Source organism: Schaalia sp. JY-X159 (assembly GCF_014525425.1).
Classification (GTDB): Bacteria; Actinomycetota; Actinomycetes; order Actinomycetales; family Actinomycetaceae; genus Scrofimicrobium.
The window spans coordinates 112,989-128,640 of the sequence record NZ_JACEXI010000001.1 but is presented as its reverse complement, the minus strand read 5'-3'; the positions used below and the strand labels follow the sequence as shown (position 1 = coordinate 128,640).

At 66.5% G+C, this 15,652-nt stretch carries 13 protein-coding genes, 1 tRNA gene and 1 pseudogene; 9 read left to right on the top strand and 6 right to left on the bottom strand.

The genetic code is table 11. From position 1 onward, the window contains the following. Positions 1 to 67 precede the first annotated feature (67 nt). The 3 genes from IDL90_RS00565 to IDL90_RS00555 form a co-directional block, all read right to left on the bottom strand. Positions 68 to 1,591 (bottom strand): hypothetical protein, encoded by a 1,524-nt coding sequence (locus tag IDL90_RS00565; RefSeq protein ID WP_223175091.1) that lies wholly within the window; start codon positions 1,589 to 1,591, stop codon positions 68 to 70. 248 nt (positions 1,592 to 1,839) lie between these two features. Then, complete coding sequence (locus IDL90_RS00560; RefSeq protein ID WP_187993973.1) at positions 1,840 to 2,166, bottom strand: helix-turn-helix transcriptional regulator; 327 nt, start codon at positions 2,164 to 2,166, stop codon at positions 1,840 to 1,842. A gap of 7 nt (positions 2,167 to 2,173) precedes the next feature. Then, positions 2,174 to 3,253 (bottom strand): tyrosine-type recombinase/integrase, encoded by a 1,080-nt coding sequence (locus tag IDL90_RS00555; RefSeq protein WP_187993972.1) that lies wholly within the window; start codon positions 3,251 to 3,253, stop codon positions 2,174 to 2,176. 191 nt (positions 3,254 to 3,444) lie between these two features. On the opposite strand from IDL90_RS00555, the gene IDL90_RS00550 reads away from it, so the two are divergent. The 9 genes and pseudogenes from IDL90_RS00550 to IDL90_RS11765 form a co-directional block, all read left to right on the top strand. Beyond that, on the top strand, positions 3,445 to 3,897 hold the full coding sequence (locus IDL90_RS00550) for a hypothetical protein (RefSeq protein ID WP_187993971.1): 453 nt from the start codon (positions 3,445 to 3,447) through the stop codon (positions 3,895 to 3,897). Positions 3,898 to 3,932: 35 nt separating this feature from the next. Then, positions 3,933 to 4,448: a hypothetical protein gene (locus IDL90_RS00545; protein WP_187993970.1), complete on the top strand. Its 516-nt coding sequence runs from the start codon at positions 3,933 to 3,935 to the stop codon at positions 4,446 to 4,448. Further along, complete coding sequence (locus IDL90_RS00540) at positions 4,445 to 6,235, top strand: type IV secretory system conjugative DNA transfer family protein (RefSeq protein WP_187993969.1); 1,791 nt, start codon at positions 4,445 to 4,447, stop codon at positions 6,233 to 6,235. The genes IDL90_RS00545 and IDL90_RS00540 overlap by 4 nt, the downstream gene beginning before the upstream one ends. Before the next feature lie 227 nt (positions 6,236 to 6,462). After that, entirely contained in the window at positions 6,463 to 7,011 is a 549-nt protein-coding gene (locus tag IDL90_RS00535) for a hypothetical protein (RefSeq protein WP_187993968.1), read from the top strand. 50 nt (positions 7,012 to 7,061) lie between these two features. Next, complete coding sequence (locus tag IDL90_RS00530) at positions 7,062 to 12,080, top strand: helicase (RefSeq protein WP_187993967.1); 5,019 nt, start codon at positions 7,062 to 7,064, stop codon at positions 12,078 to 12,080. A gap of 61 nt (positions 12,081 to 12,141) precedes the next feature. Further along, positions 12,142 to 12,600, top strand: a complete 459-nt coding sequence (locus IDL90_RS00525; RefSeq protein ID WP_187993966.1) for a single-stranded DNA-binding protein — start codon at positions 12,142 to 12,144, stop codon at positions 12,598 to 12,600. Between the two features lie 14 nt (positions 12,601 to 12,614). Continuing rightward, positions 12,615 to 13,214: a hypothetical protein gene (locus tag IDL90_RS00520; protein WP_187993965.1), complete on the top strand. Its 600-nt coding sequence runs from the start codon at positions 12,615 to 12,617 to the stop codon at positions 13,212 to 13,214. Positions 13,215 to 13,423: 209 nt separating this feature from the next. After that, positions 13,424 to 13,840 carry a sulfate permease gene (locus IDL90_RS00515; protein ID WP_187993964.1) on the top strand — a complete coding sequence of 139 codons (417 nt, stop codon included), beginning with the start codon at positions 13,424 to 13,426 and terminating at the stop codon, positions 13,838 to 13,840. 125 nt (positions 13,841 to 13,965) lie between these two features. Beyond that, positions 13,966 to 15,012: pseudogene (locus IDL90_RS11765) on the top strand (recombinase family protein); the annotation flags it as partial. Here the strand turns inward: IDL90_RS11765 and IDL90_RS11350 are convergent. The 3 genes from IDL90_RS11350 to IDL90_RS00505 all read right to left on the bottom strand — a co-directional run bounded on the left by IDL90_RS11350 (position 14,932) and on the right by IDL90_RS00505 (position 15,644). Continuing rightward, a complete protein-coding gene (locus IDL90_RS11350) occupies positions 14,932 to 15,237 on the bottom strand; it encodes a hypothetical protein (RefSeq protein ID WP_262508933.1) in 306 nt (101 codons plus the stop codon). The pseudogene IDL90_RS11765 and the gene IDL90_RS11350 overlap by 81 nt on opposite strands. 18 nt (positions 15,238 to 15,255) lie before the next feature. Next, the gene (locus tag IDL90_RS11245; protein WP_223175089.1) at positions 15,256 to 15,423 is read right to left on the bottom strand and encodes a hypothetical protein; all 168 of its coding nucleotides are present in this window, start codon (positions 15,421 to 15,423) and stop codon (positions 15,256 to 15,258) included. A gap of 148 nt (positions 15,424 to 15,571) precedes the next feature. Then, positions 15,572 to 15,644, bottom strand: a tRNA-Ala gene (locus IDL90_RS00505). Positions 15,645 to 15,652 lie beyond the last annotated feature (8 nt).

Genomic DNA, 15,652 nt, shown 5'->3' with positions numbered 1-15,652 from the left:
GAATATTGACGGTTTTGGCGGGAACTTCAAGGTTCACGACGCCTCCACGCTACGTGGTGGTGGATGTTCAGGGAACCTCTGGGCGCTCGGTGGCGAGATCGGGGTGTTCGAGGGTGTCGAGGTAGCGGTTGGTGCTCCCGATGCCGAGGCCGAACAGGTCGCTGATGCGGCGGGCGTCGCCGCCGGTGGCGTGGACCTCGGCGAGGATGCGGTCCTCGCGCAGGGCTTGGGCGCGGATGGTGCTGTGCATCCACGGGAAGTAGCTGCTGGCCGCCATCAGTCGGGGCGCAGAGCGCGTGTGGATGAGCAGGTGCGGGTTGCGGGTGTTCGGCCATTTGGTCGCGCGGTGGTCGAGCCATCGGGCCAGGCGTTCGCGGACGGGATCGGCCAGCGGGATGCTGCGCCCGTCGAGGCTGAGCCGGCCGTCAACGATGTCGGTCAGCAGCAGGTGGCAGACCTGTTTGGCGGTCAGGGCGTGGAACGCGACGAGCGCGACGGCCAACGCGACGGCGGGGTTGGGCGAGTTCAGTTCTTGGCGGATCAGGGCGGTGTCCAGCGGCATCGGCACGGTCGCGTTGAGCCGGGTTCCCTTCATGCCGCGCATGGGGTTGGCGAAGATGAGTTTGCGGGCTTTGAGGGTCTTGAACAGCGACCGCAGGCCGCGCTCCATCAGGGCGCGGGGGTTCCCAGATTCGGGCAGAGCATCGTGGACCTGGGCGGCGCTGATCTCGGCCAGCGACTGGTGTCCTGCGTCGGCCCAGGCGGTGACGGCCGGGACGATGGCTTGGACGTGCACTTTGACCGTCAGCGGGTCGCGGGAGCGTTGTCGGGGTGCGGTGGTGGCCCCGTCGAGCATGACGCTCAGCCAGGTCTCGAGTTCTGCGCGCATCCGTTCGGGCAGGGCTGCGGTTTTGGTGGCGAAGTAGGTCTCGATGGGTCGGGGCCGGTCCTCGATGAGCAGTCCGGCGGCGTCAAGCACGTCGATGGTGGAGATGATGTTGCCGTCGTAGCGCGGCAGCTGGAGCACGTCGGAGGCGCGGATCTTCGCGGTCGGGGAATCGCGGAGGGTCTGCAACAGTCGCAGGGAACGGACGACGTCGTTGCGTTGCCTTTTGGACCATCCGAAATGTTCGGCGTGCTCACGCACGATCACCGCGCAGTATCGGGTCAGTTTGCTGTTCTCGATCAGCGAGCGTTGGCGCACGAGCTCGGGATCGGGCTCGACCTCGATGAGGGCGGGCTGGACCCACTCGGTGGCGGTGAACGACTCCGGTGCTGGTCCTGGCCGGTTCCATCCGCCCGGTGTCTTCCACTTGTTCTTCGGTTTGCGCGGCTCGGGAGCCAGGCGGCGGGTGCGGTGGCGTTGAATCTGCATGTTGGCGAAGAAGAGCTGCTGGCCGTGCCTGTTCGATCCGGCGAGATCGAGCGCGCGGCCGGGTTCTTGCAGTATCCGGGCCTGTTCCAGGCAGAGGCGGCAGGCACCCTGGTCGGCGACCCACCTCTCGCGGTGGCAGTAGTCACACACGCCGGTCGGGTAGTGGGTCCGCCACCACTGGCACGAGCCGCACAACCAACTGGATTGTCGATACACGCCCCAGGCCAGACAGCTTCGACAGGCGCCAAGGTGCCGCGGGCCGCCGGGGTGACAGCGGACGCACATGCCCTGGCTGAAGTAATCGGGCGAGCCGCACTTCTCACACGGTGGCGGGGTGAACGGTCCTCCGGGCAGACAGTCGTAGCAGAAGTCCATCCTCGGCGTGCTCCAAGCGACACGGTTGAGCAGGCACTTGTTGCACTTGGGCGGCGGCCGCAGCCTCGCATCCGGACCCGGTGCCGGACTCACAACGGCGGCTCAGAGCGGGGCTTGCCGAACCGAGGCGCCACACGCGGACCGTTCTCGTTCTCACTGTTGATCGCCTCGGCCTGCCGTGGTCTGCGGGCGTCAACCTTCTCTGGCTCCGGGGTCATCAGATCAGAGGGAGTGCATTCGAGGATCGAGCAGATCACGTCGAGTTCTTCTAGCCGGATCGTCGGCGGAGTTCCGGCCCACCAGCCCGACATCTTCCCAGCACTGATCTCTAACCCCGCCGCGGCGAGGCGGCGGCGCATCTCTGCGGACTTCCAGATGCCGCGCTCGGCGGCCCGCATTCTCAGATTCCACTGCACGGCTCGTTCACCTTTCTTCCGCGAAGCGGGCCTCGACCCGCTGATTGGCGCTGCGCCAGGCCAGCTCCACGTGCTCGCTGCGCACATGGATATAGCCCGACGTCGTGGCGAGCCACTGATGGCCCAGCAGCTCCTGAATCGCTTTCAAGTCCATTCCCGACCCATACAACGAGGAGGCGCAGTAATGCCGCAGCACATGAGGAGCCAACCGACCCGACCAATCCGGCAAGAACCGGTCGGTCTGGACCGACAAACCCCGCCTCAGGGAGAAATCGCTCACCCGAGCACACCTACCCAGTTCCTCATCGAACCGCTCCGAGGGAAGCATCGGCGCGTCCGGGTCGGCCCAGTCATCGCCGAACTGGTGACGCACCTCGGCCAGCCACCAGTCGATGAGCTGGTCGGCGCCGTTGATCGCGGGCACCAGACGGGCCTTGAAACCGCGTCCGCGCGAGCCCTTCCCGAACCGCACATGCAGCTTCCCGAACCCGCCGAGGTCGGGTCGCCAGTCGCGGATGTCGAGCATCACCGACTCGGTGATCCGCAACCCGAGCCTGCGCCACAACGACGCAGCGAAGTAGTCACGCGCGGCGGGCAGATACTTCCGCGCCTCGGGGATCGAACCCCGCCACGAAGCGAACAGCCCATCGATCTCGGCATCCGAGGGAGGCACCCGCACCTTGCCCAGCGATGCACCGGACTGCCGGTTGAAGTCATCAATCGGCTGCTCGACCACGATCCCGGTCATCCGGTGAATCTGGCCCTGATATCGCGAGATGACGAACTCGTAGAACTGCGCCAGAGCCCCGGCCTTGCCCGCCCTGGTGCTCACCGCGTGGCCCATCCGCCGCTGCTCGGCCAAGAACTTATCCGCGTCCGCACAGGTTGCTTCCCACAACGGGCCGGTCAACGACCGGGCGAACTCGATGACCGTGGCCCGGCTGGTGCGGATATGGCTATCGCTGAGACCAGCGGCCGCCATCGCGATCGCGTGCTCGTCAACGATCTCCTGCTCGAAGTCCTCGACATCCTGAGCGCTTCGCAGGACCTCATCGACAGCGCCGCCTTGCAGCGCGACGAGTCTCACGAACGTTGCTGTTCACGGAAGGCGACCATCGGTCAACCATACCGACAAACCGTCACCCTCAGTGAGCATTCATCAGTGCGTGTCGCGGACACGAGGAACCTGCAACCACAAGGAAAGCCGGGCAATCGAACCTTGGAAGACAGATCAGAACTTCAATGCCTAGAGATTCTCACTCCCGGCGGGAGCACACTGTGAACCAGAGCGAACCCGACCGGGAGCGCCTCACGGCGACCATGAGCGCGCTCGATGACGGACTGAACCGGATCGCGAGGAAGTACGACGGAAGCGTGCAGTTCTTCTACGAAGATCCCGAGGCGTTCGGTGCCGGGCACTTCGTGTTCTACCCGGAGAACGACGCCCGTTCACGGTTCGCGATCGAAGAGCAGTACACCGGCACCGACTGGTCGGACGACGAGCGACTGCCGACATCGTGGACATGGACCGCAGAACGCCGAGTGCGCCACCCTGACGGCACCACCGTGTGGGGCATAGAGCGTGAGGGCGAGGCCCGCGCCGAGGACTTCCGGCAGGTGCTCGCCGAGGCCGAGAAGTGGGCACGGCGCACGCAGAACCGCACCACCTCGGGCAACCAGTTCGGCATCGGGCACGGGCAACGAAACGAACCGCCCGCGCCGAGGCTCTAGCGCCTGACTGGGAGACGGAGGGCGCACCTGATGGCATGAGAAAGTCTCCCGCCCATGCCTCTGTTCCCGCGCCGGTGTCGATGCCGGTGATCCGTCTCGACGTGCACGACGACGGCACGATGAGCGCCACCGTCGACGGTGAGCCCCTCGCCCCGCCGGTCGCCGAGGGAGTGTGGCGGCGCGGCTCGTTCGCGCGGATTGTCGATCAGGTCACCGCCGAGCGGATGATCCCGGCACGGGTCGAGGTCACCGAGGCCGATGGTTCGGTGTTCACCGACATCATCACCGCCACCGCCCGCAAGAACACCCCAGCCCCTGACCTGCCGAAACCCGAACCAGCGGATGCGCCCCGGCTGCGGGAAGTGACCGGGGAGGGCTTTGTGCCCGGTGAGGACATTGCGGTGTGCCGCATCATCCGGCACACCGACGCGGCTCCGACCGGCACCGCCCGCGCGCTCATCGACCTGGCCCACGACCACATCGACGCTGGCGACGAGGTTGTGCTGGTGGGCCGGGTCTCGGGCACGTTCGTCGTGCGGAGCCTGTCATGAGCGCTCGGGCACCGGGCAGGCAGACCGGCTCATTCGGTGACGAGCTGACCAACGCCGCCATGATCGGCCTGATCGGGGTGTTCGCGCTCGCGCTTCTGCTGCGCGGGACCGGGTCGGTGGCCGCGTTACTCACCGGGACTGCTCAGCCGGCGGCTGGCCCCGCTGCTGGTGTCGGCGTGCTGTTCAACCCCGGCGACCCGGCAACCGCGCTGGAGGCCGAGGGGCTGAACGTCGTGGCTTACTGGGTTGTCGCGGTCGTCCTGTTCGCGCTGCTGGCGGCGGCGATCACCTGGGTCTGGACGCTGCTGCGCCGTCAGTCGCGGAAGACCGCGACCGACCCGCACCGGCTGGTCGGCATCGCCACGAAACACGACGTCGCCGGGGCCGCGTCGACCAAGGCACTGCTGGGGAGGGCTGCGAACCTGCGCCCCTCGCTGGCGCGTCCGGCACCTGCCGATGTGGGCTACCGGCTCGGCACTTCCCACGGGCGTGACGTGTGGGCCAGCGTCGAGGACTCGATTCTGCTGATCGGGCCACCGCGCTCAGGCAAGGGCCTACACATCGTCATCCCGTCGATCTTGGACGCGCCGGGCGCGGTCGTGGTGACCTCGACCCGCCCGGACAACCTGACCGCGAGCCTGCGAGCGAGGCAGCGCATCGGCCCGACAGCGGTGTTTGACCCGCAGCATCTGGCCGAGGGCATCCCCGCCGGGCTGCGCTGGTCACCGATCAGGGGATGCGAAGACCCGCTGACGGCGATGATTCGCGCAACCGGCCTCGCCTCAGCGACCGGCCTGAGTTCCGGCGGCGTCGAGGGCGGCGGGTTCTGGGAGGGCAAGACGCGCTCCGCACTCCAAGCCCTGCTGCACGCGGCCGCGATCGACCACAGGCCGCCCGCCGAGTTGTTCCGCTGGACGCTCGACCCGACCGCCGCCGCCGACGCGGTGGCGATCTTGACGAACAGCCCGCTCGCGGCGGGCGGATGGGCCGAGTCCTTGGAGGCGATGATCGACTCCGACCCGCGCACCCGCGATTCGATCTGGCAAGGCGTCTCCCTGTCACTCAGCGCGCTGGCCGATCCGCGCGTACTCGATGCGGTCACGCCCGGCGCGGGCGAGGACTTCGACCCGGAGAAGTTCATCTCCTCACGCGGCACCCTCTACCTGCTCGCCACCGGCGCAGGAGCCGGAGCCAGCGCCGCGCTGGTCGCGGCGTTCGTCGAAGACCTCGTAGAAGCCGCCCGACGGGTGGCGGCACGCTCGCCGGGTGCCCGTCTTGACCCGCCCATGTTGCTGGCTTTGGATGAGATCGCCAACCTCAGCCCGCTGCCGAGCCTGCCGACTCTCATGGCCGAGGGTGGCGGCACGGGCATCACAACAATGCCGGTGCTCCAGAGCCTCGCGCAGGCGCGTGACCGCTGGAGCGAGAACCAAGCCAACGCCATCTGGGATGCGGCGATCACCAAGATCATCCTCGGCGGCGCATCCAACAGCCGCGATCTGCAAGACCTCTCCGCGCTGATCGGCGAACGCGACGAGTTCACCGACAGCGTGACCCTGGGCGATCACGGCACCCGCTCGAATCAACGCTCGATCCGGCGCGTGCCGATCATGCCGCCCGACCGTATCCGCACCCTCCCGTTCGGCACCGCCGTCACCATGCTGCGCTCGGCCCCGCCGATCATCACCGACCTACGCGCGTGGCCGAAACGACCCGACGGTAACCAGCTCAAGGCCGATCGCGCCGAGATCGAGGCGTTGCTGGAACGAGGCGGCAATGGCACCTGAGCCGCACCTATCTCACCGACCGCTGACCTACGACCGACAGCTTCGGCCACGGGCAGCGACGCCAACGGCCCGAGTGTGGTGGAGGTGATAGCTCATGGCCAGACGCAGGAGCCGCACAGCGCCGCCCGGTCAGCTGGAGTTCGACCTGTGGGGGCTGGCCGAGCAGACCGCCGACAAGCAGATCAGCGAAGCCGCCGAGAACCCATCCCACGTAGAGGGAGCAGAACGTGAACAAGTACGGGGCACAGGCGATGCAGCACTGGAAGACCCACGCACCAGAACGGTACAAGCTGATCGAGAACCCGACCCAGTTCTTCACCGAGCTGGGACTGGAGGCACAGGGCCAGATCACCGAACTGGCACGGCAGATCGAGACGAACCCGGCGTTGACGCTGGCGAAGATGGCCTCTTCGGAGCAGACTTACTTGCAGGACGTGGCACGCCGGATGACGGCGCTACGGATAGCGGAGGAGGTCGTGATGCAGCAACTCGCCTGGCTCACCGACCCGAGCCTGCCGCTGGACGAGGCCCGTCAGGAGTGGAACCAGACCACGCCGAACGACGAGAACCTGATCATGTGGGCAGAGCGAATACAGGACGCCCCCGATCTGATGCCCTCGACGATCGACCTGGAGCAGAAAGCCAAAGACTGGGCCGTGCCACTCTGGTTCTTGGAGGGCATGGTCGAAGCGGAGATCCCGAGGCGGTATCTGGAAGAGCACCAGAGCCTGCTGGCAGAGGCAGCGACGATCCGCTTCCTGCGCGAAGTCCGCTAACCCCCACTGCTGACGACACCGACCCGGAGCCACGGTCTGCCGCGCCGGTCTTGCGGTTCGTGCCCGCCACGCACGACGATCTGGCCCCCTCGGGCGCGAAAGCCCGCTTCCACGCGAACCTGGCCGCCGCCGAGACTGCCCGACTTCTTGCCGAGCAGGAACGCCCGGCCACAGCCGACGAGCAGCAGACGCTTGCGCGCTGGTCGAGCTGGGGCGCGGTGCCCGAGGTTTTCGACGAGTTCAAGCAGGACTGGAACACGGAGCGCGAGCAGCTGCGGAGCCTGCTCACCCCGGACGAATGGGATGCCGCCGCGCGCACGACGATCAACGCGCACTACACCGACCCGTTGATCGTGCGGCAGATGTGGCGGACCCTGACTGCGCTCGACTTCACCGAAGGCCGCGTATTGGAGCCCGGCTCCGGGCTGGGCACCTTCCTCGGCATGGCCCCCGAGCAGGCGCGCATGACCGGGGTGGAACTCGACCCGGTGACCGCAACTATCAGTAGGGCGCTGTATCCGCACGCCGAGTTGCGGAACGAGTCGTTCGCGGACACCCGTCTGCCCGAGGGGTCGTTCGACGCGGTGATCGGGAACGTGCCGTTCTCGGATGTGACCTTGCACGACCCGGTGCACAACCCGACCCGGCAGTCGATGCACAACTACTTCATCCTGAAATCCCTCCGGCTCGTCAGGCCGGGCGGGATGGTCGCCGTACTCACGTCGCAGTACACGATGGACGCGCAGAACCCGGGCGCGCGCCGTGAGATGGCGATGCTTGCCGACCTCGTGGGCGCGGTCAGGCTCCCCGCCGGGGCGCATCGGCGCACGGCGGGCACCGAGGTGGTGACCGATCTGCTCATCCTGCGCCGCCGCGAGGACGGGCAGCCGACCGCCGATGACGGCTTGTGGGAGACGGTCACTCCGATCAACATGGACGGGCAGACGGCCAAGATCAACGCCTATTTCGACGCCCACCCCGAGCATGTGCTCGGCACTCTGGGTATCGGGCACGGCATGTACGGCCCGGCGCTCACCGTCGCCGGCGACCTCGACCGGCTGGAAGCAGACCTGGCTGACGTGCTCGATCAGGTCACGTTCAGCGCCCGCCGCACCGGGCTGACGTTCACCGCGCCTACGGCGGAGCATCAGGCGCGGCAGGCCGCCCGTGTGCCGTCGCCGCCGCAGTTGTGGGATGGCAGCATCGTCGCCACCGGCACCGGGTTCGGGACCGTCGCCGCCGGTGCCGTTGAACCGCTGGAGGTGCCGAAGTCGGCTGGCGCGGAGCTGCGCGCCCTGCTGGGGTTGCGCGACGGCGCGCACCGGCTGCTCGAACTGGAGGCCGCGACCGTCGATGATGCCGACGAGATCAACGCGGCACGCGGGGGTCTGCACCGCGACTACCGCAAGTATGTCGGCAGGTACGGGCCGCTGAACCGCTACACGTTGCGCCGCACCGGACGCACCAACGATGCCGGGGAAGACACCTACGCCCGCACGGTGCCGACCCCGATCAGGCTGCTGCGCTCTGACCCGTTCGGTGCGCTCGTGCTCGCCCTGGAGCAGTTCGACGACACCGACCAGACCGCAACCCCGGCGGCGATCATGACACGCCGGGTCGTCTCCCCGCGCACCGAGACCCAGGGCGTCGACACGCCCGCTGATGCGATCGCGGTGAGCCTTGACCGCACCGGCAGAATTGATCTGCCGCTGATCGCGGACATGCTCGGCATGGACGAGGCTGAGGCACGCGCCTCGCTGACCGGGCTGGTGTTCACCGATCCGGTCACTGACGAACTCATCCACGCCCCGGCGTACCTCTCCGGCGATGTGCGCGTGAAACTGGAGCAGGCCACGACACGCACTGCCGACGACGCCGAGTTTCAGGCGAACGTGGACGCGCTGACCGAGGTCGTGCCCGAAGCGCTCGGGGTACAGGAGATCAGCGCCCGCATGGGCGCAGTGTGGATCAGCGCCGAGGTTCACGCGCAGTTCCTGAACGAGTTGCTGCGCACCAGCGACGTGAACGTGGAGAACCCGCTGCCGGGCATGTGGGAAGTACGCGGAGGCCGCCAAGGGCTCATGTCCACCAGCGAATGGGGCACCGAACGCCGCCCCGCTCCCGATATCGCCCAGGCGATCATGGAACAGCGCACCCTGCTTGTCTACGACGAGATCGAGGACGTCGAGGGCAAGAAGCGTCGCGTGCTCAACCCGCTGGAGACCACCGCCGCGCAGGAGAAAGCCGACGCCCTGCAAGAGCGGTTCTCCGAGTGGGTATTCGAAGACCCCGAACGCGCCCACACCCTCGTGACCGAGTACAACCGGCGCTTCAACTCCATCGTGCTCAGGGATTACACCGACGCGGGCGAGTACCTGAGCCTGCCGGGGCTGGCGGAGAACTTCACCCCTCGCCCGCACCAACGCTCGGCGGTCGCCAGGATGATCGCCGAACCCTCCGCCGGACTGTTCCACGAGGTCGGAGCGGGCAAGACAGCGGAAATGATCATGGGCGTGATGGAGATGCGCCGCATGGGGCTAATCGACAAACCGGTCCTGGTGATCCCAAACCACATGCTCGAACAGTTCTCCCGCGAATGGCTACAAATCTATCCGCAGGCCCGGATTCTCGCCGCCTCGTCCAAAGACCTCACCGCCGACAAGCGCCGCCTGTTCGTCGCACGGGCCTCGGCGAACGAGTGGGATGGCGTCCTAATGACGCAGGGCGCGTTCGAGAAGATCCCGCTCCGTCAGGAGACTCAGCAGGCGTACATCCAAGCCCAGGTTGACGAGATGCGGGAAGTGCTCGCCACCGCGACGGGTGAGAACGCGATGAGCGTCAAGCGTATCCAGCGCAAGCTGCTCCAGCTGGAGAACAAGGTCAAAGCCCGCGTCGACACCAGCCGAGATGCCGGGGTGTGCTTAGAGGACACCGGCATCGACTACGTGGTCGTCGACGAGATGCACATGTACAAGAACCTGGCCACCGACTCCAACATCGCTGACGCTGCGATCGAGGGCTCCAATCGGGCCAGCGATCTGCACATGAAGCTCGAATACCTGCGCTCCCAAGGCAGAGAGCGAGTCGTCACCGGCGCGACCGCGACACCGATCTCGAACTCGGTCACGGAGGCGTTCGTGATGCAGAAGTACCTACGCCCGGACTTGCTGGAGACTGCCGGGATCGGGGCGTTCGATGCGTGGGCGGCGACGTTCGGGCAGACCGTCACGCAGATGGAGATGGCCCCCACCGGCAACAACACGTTCCGCATGAAGACAAGGTTTGCGAAGTTCCAGAACGTGCCCGAGATGCTGAAACTCTGGTCAGTTTTCGCCGACGTGAAGACCGCCGAGGATCTGCAACTCCCGATCCCCGACATCGCCGAACGCGACGACGGCAGGCGGGCACCGGCAACGGTGGCGATCCAGCCCACGGTCGAGCTGGAACAGTTCATCGAGACCCTCGGCACCCGCGCTGAGAAGGTCGCGGCCCGGGCGGTGTCGCCGAGCGAAGACAACATGCTCACCATCTCGACCGATGGGCGCAAGGCCGCGCTCGACATTCGCATGATCGCCCCTCGTGACCCCTCGGGGCCGACCAAAGTCGATCTGGCCGCCGACAGCATCCACCGGGTCTGGGAACAGGCCAAAGACAACATCTACCTCGACCCGATCACCGGACAGGAATCGCCCGTGCGCGGGGCGTTGCAGTTGGTGTTCTCCGACATCGGTACCCCGAACCCGACCCGGTGGAACGCCTATGACGAACTCCGGGCGCAACTGGTCGCACGCGGGATGCCTGCTGAGTCGATCCGGTACATGCACGAGGCCAAGACCGACGTGGACAAGGCCCGGTTGTTCGCCGCCGCCCGCGCCGGGCACGTCGCGGTGCTGATGGGCTCGACCGAGAAGATGGGCGTCGGCACCAACGTCCAGAACCGCGCCGTCGCCTTGTATCACCTGGACTGCCCGTGGAGACCGTCCGATATTGCCCAGCGTGAGGGCCGCATTCTGCGCCAAGGCAACCAAAATCCCGAGGTCGGCATTGTCCGCTTCGTCACCGAGCGGTCGTTCGACTCCTACATGTGGCAGGGCGTCGAACGCAAAGCCACATTCATCGCGCAGCTCATGCGCGGCAGCCTCAACTCCCGCGACATCGAGGAAATCGACTCATCCGCGCTCTCGGCCGCAGAAGCCAAAGCCATCTCCAGCGGGAACCCTTTGCTACTGGAGCACTCCACCGTGCACACCGAAGTGCAACGGCTGCGTCGCTTGGAGCGCGCCTACCATCGCAACGAGTCGATGCTCGCCCATGCCCGCGAACGAGCCAGCGATCACGCACGTCGCGCTGCGTCCGACATCGAAGCCCTCGAAGCGGTGCTGCCGCGTGTCACCGATACCTCGGGTGAGAAGTTCCGCATCGAGCTGCGCGGTCACACCTACACTTCCCGCGCTGACGCGGCCCACGCGCTCGCGTCCTGGGCGCACGACTCCGACCTGAAATGGGCACCCCGCTACGCCACCCGCGACTACGGTGCCATCGGCAAGATCAGCGGCTTCGACGTCACCGTCTCGACCAGTCCGGCACTCGGAGCTGAACCGATGGTGACCGTCAGACTCGACGCAGTCCCACGCAGCGGATTCACCATGACCCGCCAATCGTTCCTCGACGGCGGCATCGGGCTGATCCAGCGCATCGAGAACCGCGCCTCCGGCATCCCCGCGCTCCTGGATCAAGCCCGCGACGACCTGACCAGCGCCGAGCACGAACGCGACGACGCCCAGCAACGCATCGGACAGCCCTTCCGCCACACAAGGGCCCTCGCAGACGCAGAGAACGACCTCTCCCGAATCGAGACCCAGCTGGCCGCGATGCAAGAAGACATCGACCACGCTGCACCGCCCGAACCCGCACCGCAGGGCCCTCCGAGCGGGCTGACGGTGGAGACGGTGCGAGCGCACCGGGGGGCGCTCGGTGTGCGAGCCGACCCGGCCCGGACCCCGAGCACCACCGGAGCGTTCGCCACCGCTGGTGGCGAATCGCGTGACCTTTCCCCACGTGGACTCTGAGCGCACCTTCCCGTCACACCAGCCGAAGAAAGGCGGTGCGACGCGAACAGGAGGATGCGTGATGGGGATCAAGAACGGCACGATCATGGTCGGTCACATCGCCGGTGACCCGCGACTGACCCACAGCGAGAAGACCGGCACCCCGAGGTTCTACGCCCGCGTCGGCGTCGACCATTGGCGACGCGAAGATGACGGCACCTTCACCAAGACCGACCGGACGTTCCACGACCTCGCGGTGCGCTACAAGGCCGCCGAAGTAGGGATTGAACTGTTCAAGAAGGGCGACGACTTCATCGCCACCGGACGGTTCGAGAAATTCACCGACCCCACCACCGGGGCCGAACGCGAAGAGTTCCGCGCCGACACCCTCACCCCGAACCCCGTCAGCACACGGCTGAGCATCGAGCGCGAATCACGCCCCGGCCCGGGACGAGACGCGCCCAGCGCTGACTGCAGCCAGGCATTCGAACGGCCCGAGCAGTCCTCGCAGGCCCGCGAGCCCGCGCCGCTTGGCCGCTGAACCGGGAGCAGACCATGAGCGATCACACTCGCGCACCAAGCGAAGAGCCCGACGACAGGCCAGACCCCGATCTCGACCCCGCATCGATGCCTGAGATGCACGGTGACCTCGGACCGGTGCTGGAGGAACCGCCCGGCCCGATCAACTGGAACCTCCTCACCGCTGATGAGGCAGAGCATGCATGGTTGGAACTGAACCAGTGGGTGAACTGGCTGCGCACCACCTACGGGTTGCCCACGTCGGTGATTCCTCCGATGTGGCACCGTCACCCCGAGCTGCACTGGGAACTCTCCGCGCTCCACACCCACTGGCTCAACGCCTTCGATCCACAGCAGAACGGTTCCGCCCCGATCGGCTGGCATCGCGACTTCGCCGACACCAGACAACGACTGCGCGATTGGGTCGCCGCCAGCGGCACGCGGCTCGACCGGGACAGGCCCACTCGCCAGACGATCTGGCCCGGCGAGGACGAAGCCGCACCCATCGAAGACACCCCCATCGAGAACCGTGACGAGGACTTCGTAGCGTTCGTTATCGCCGACGTTGAACGCCGCCGCCAGATCGAACACGACTTCTACGCCGGCCTCAACCCTGACACCGGCGAACTCGCCTGAGCCGACGAAGAACACTCGTGGGGTCGAGCCACAGAGCTCGACCGCACGAACATGCCCTTCCCGAGCGTCAGCTGACCCGGTAGAATCAAGGGCACAGGCGACATCACATCAGCTAGGCCGTCACCCTCCGTGGAGACGGCATGACGAGCCGGGCACCCGCCCAGGTCAGTCCATCCCATCAAGGCGTCGCCGCTTGGGAGGACTCCGTCATGCTCCGACTGATCTGGAACACCAGCACCCGCATCCGCACGTTCATGCGGATCTGGATGCCCACCAACATTCTGCTCGACGCCCTGCGCACCAGGCGAGGGCTGCGCTGGGGCATCCCGGCCATGCTGCTCTCAGTCGGCTACTTCGCCGTCGCCTACTGGTGCACCACTCTCATCGCCGATGGTGGCCCGGGCTGGCTGCACCTGATCGTGCTGCTGTGCATCATCAACGCCTTCAAGTTCCTCATCAACGGCCCCATCACAGCCGCCAGACTCATCACCGTCCGCCGCCGTGAACGCAAGCACGACCACCTGCGCCAGCAGGCACCGAGCGCACCTGTAGGGCATGAGGCACTACCGGAAAACGAACACGGGTCGGCGTATCTCGGCCGAAACTCGCGTGCGCTCCATACCTGATCGCGCCCGTCTGGTCGACCTCGTGCTGCACCTCGCCGACGAACTCCACGCCCACGAACTCGATGAACGCCAGCGCCGAATCGACACTCCGAACATCCATGACGCATCACCATCTGCCCCGGTAGATGAGCAAGGAACAAATCACGATGACACTCCTCGCCCGACATCCTGAGACCGACTCCGCCCCCGTGTTCACGGCAGTCACCTACCAGCGGGTCTCAACCAAGGAACAAGCAGCCAAGGGCGGACGCGATGAGGGATTCTCGATCCCCGCCCAACGTGAGGCCAACGCCCGCAAAGCCGAGTCTCTCGGCGCGCGGGTCGTGGCGGAGTTCGTCGACGCCGGAGAATCCGCCCGCTCTGCTGACCGGCCCGACCTGCAACGGATGCTCGAGTACATCGCGACCCATCAGGTCAGCTACTGCATCGTCCACAAGGTCGACCGCCTCGCCCGCAACCGGGTAGATGACGTCGAGATCCACCGCCGCCTCGTCGAAGCCGGGGTGACGTTGGTTTCGGCGACGGAGAACATCGATGAGACGCCATCGGGGATGCTGCTGCACGGGATCATGTCGTCCATCGCGGAGTTCTACTCCAAGAACCTCGCCACCGAGGTCACCAAGGGCCTGAACCAGAAGTTCGAGACCGGCGGTACTCCGATGCGTGCCCCCATCGGCTACCTCAACGTCCGCAAACGTGACGAACAGGGCCGCGAGTACCGCACCGTGGAGATCGACCCCGAACGCGCACCGCTCATCCGGTGGGTGTTCGAGCAGTACGCCACCGGCGATCGCACCGTCGTCGACCTACTCGCCGAGGTCACCGCACGCGGCCTGACCACCGTGCCCACCCCCAAGCGCCCCTCCGGGCCAATGGCACGATCAGGATTCTTCAAGATCCTACGCAACCCCTACTACATCGGCATCGTCCGCTACAAGGGCGCCGAACAGCCCGGCACCCACGAACCACTCATCGACATCGACACCTGGCAGCACGTCCAGCGACTCCTCGACTCCCGCAAGATCGCCTCCGAACGGCGACGCTCCCACGACCACTACCTCAAAGGCACCCTGTACTGCGGATCGTGCGGGTCACGGATGCAACTGGACTACCCGGCCAACAAGCAAGGCGTCCGCTACGGCTACTACGTCTGCTCCGGGCGGGCCTCCAAACGCAAGACCTGCACCCGCCGAGCCGTGCCCATCGGCGTCGCCGAGCAACTCGTCGCCGACTGCTACCAAGACATCGCGATCACCGAGGACGAGTACACCGCCCTGGCCGCACAGGTCGAGGCCGCGTTCGATGAACGCCTCGCCTCCCGCTCCCAGGAGCTGGCCGAGCTGACCGAGAACCGTCAGCGACTTCAGAACGAGAGCGACAAGCTCCTGGCCGCGCACTTCGCCGACGCCATCGACCTAGAGACCCTGAAGCGCCACCAAGACCGCATCCGCACCGGGCTCGCCGACATCGACCGCCGCCTCGCCAGCGAGCACGACCACCACACCGGAGCACGCAAACAACTCAGCACGGCCCTCGGCTTCCTGGTCGACTGCGCAATGCTCTACGCCCGCACCAACGACCATGGCAAACGACTCGCCAACCAGGCGCTCACTGACGGGATCGAGATCAGCGAAGACGAAAGGGCGACGATCCGGCTCTCCGAGCCGTTCGCCGCCCTCGCACCAACATCAACTTCTAGCGATGTCAGGTGTTCTAGTACGTCTTCACTTGTGGAGCTAAGGGGATTCGAACCCCTGACCTCTTCCATGCCATGGAAGCGCGCTACCAACTGCGCCATAGCCCCGAACAAGG

What these genes read in the sequence shown, in the direction of transcription:
- IDL90_RS00520 (WP_187993965.1), top strand. Translation starts at nt 12,615, where the DNA reads ATGAGCGATCACACTCGCGCACCAAGCGAAGAGCCCGACGACAGGCCA.
- IDL90_RS00545 (WP_187993970.1), top strand. Translation starts at nt 3,933, where the DNA reads ATGAGAAAGTCTCCCGCCCATGCCTCTGTTCCCGCGCCGGTGTCGATG.
- IDL90_RS00540 (WP_187993969.1), top strand. Translation starts at nt 4,445, where the DNA reads ATGAGCGCTCGGGCACCGGGCAGGCAGACCGGCTCATTCGGTGACGAG.
- IDL90_RS00515 (WP_187993964.1), top strand. Translation starts at nt 13,424, where the DNA reads ATGCTCCGACTGATCTGGAACACCAGCACCCGCATCCGCACGTTCATG.
- IDL90_RS00525 (WP_187993966.1), top strand. Translation starts at nt 12,142, where the DNA reads ATGGGGATCAAGAACGGCACGATCATGGTCGGTCACATCGCCGGTGAC.
- IDL90_RS11245 (WP_223175089.1), bottom strand. Translation starts at nt 15,423, where the DNA reads ATGGTCGTTGGTGCGGGCGTAGAGCATTGCGCAGTCGACCAGGAAGCC.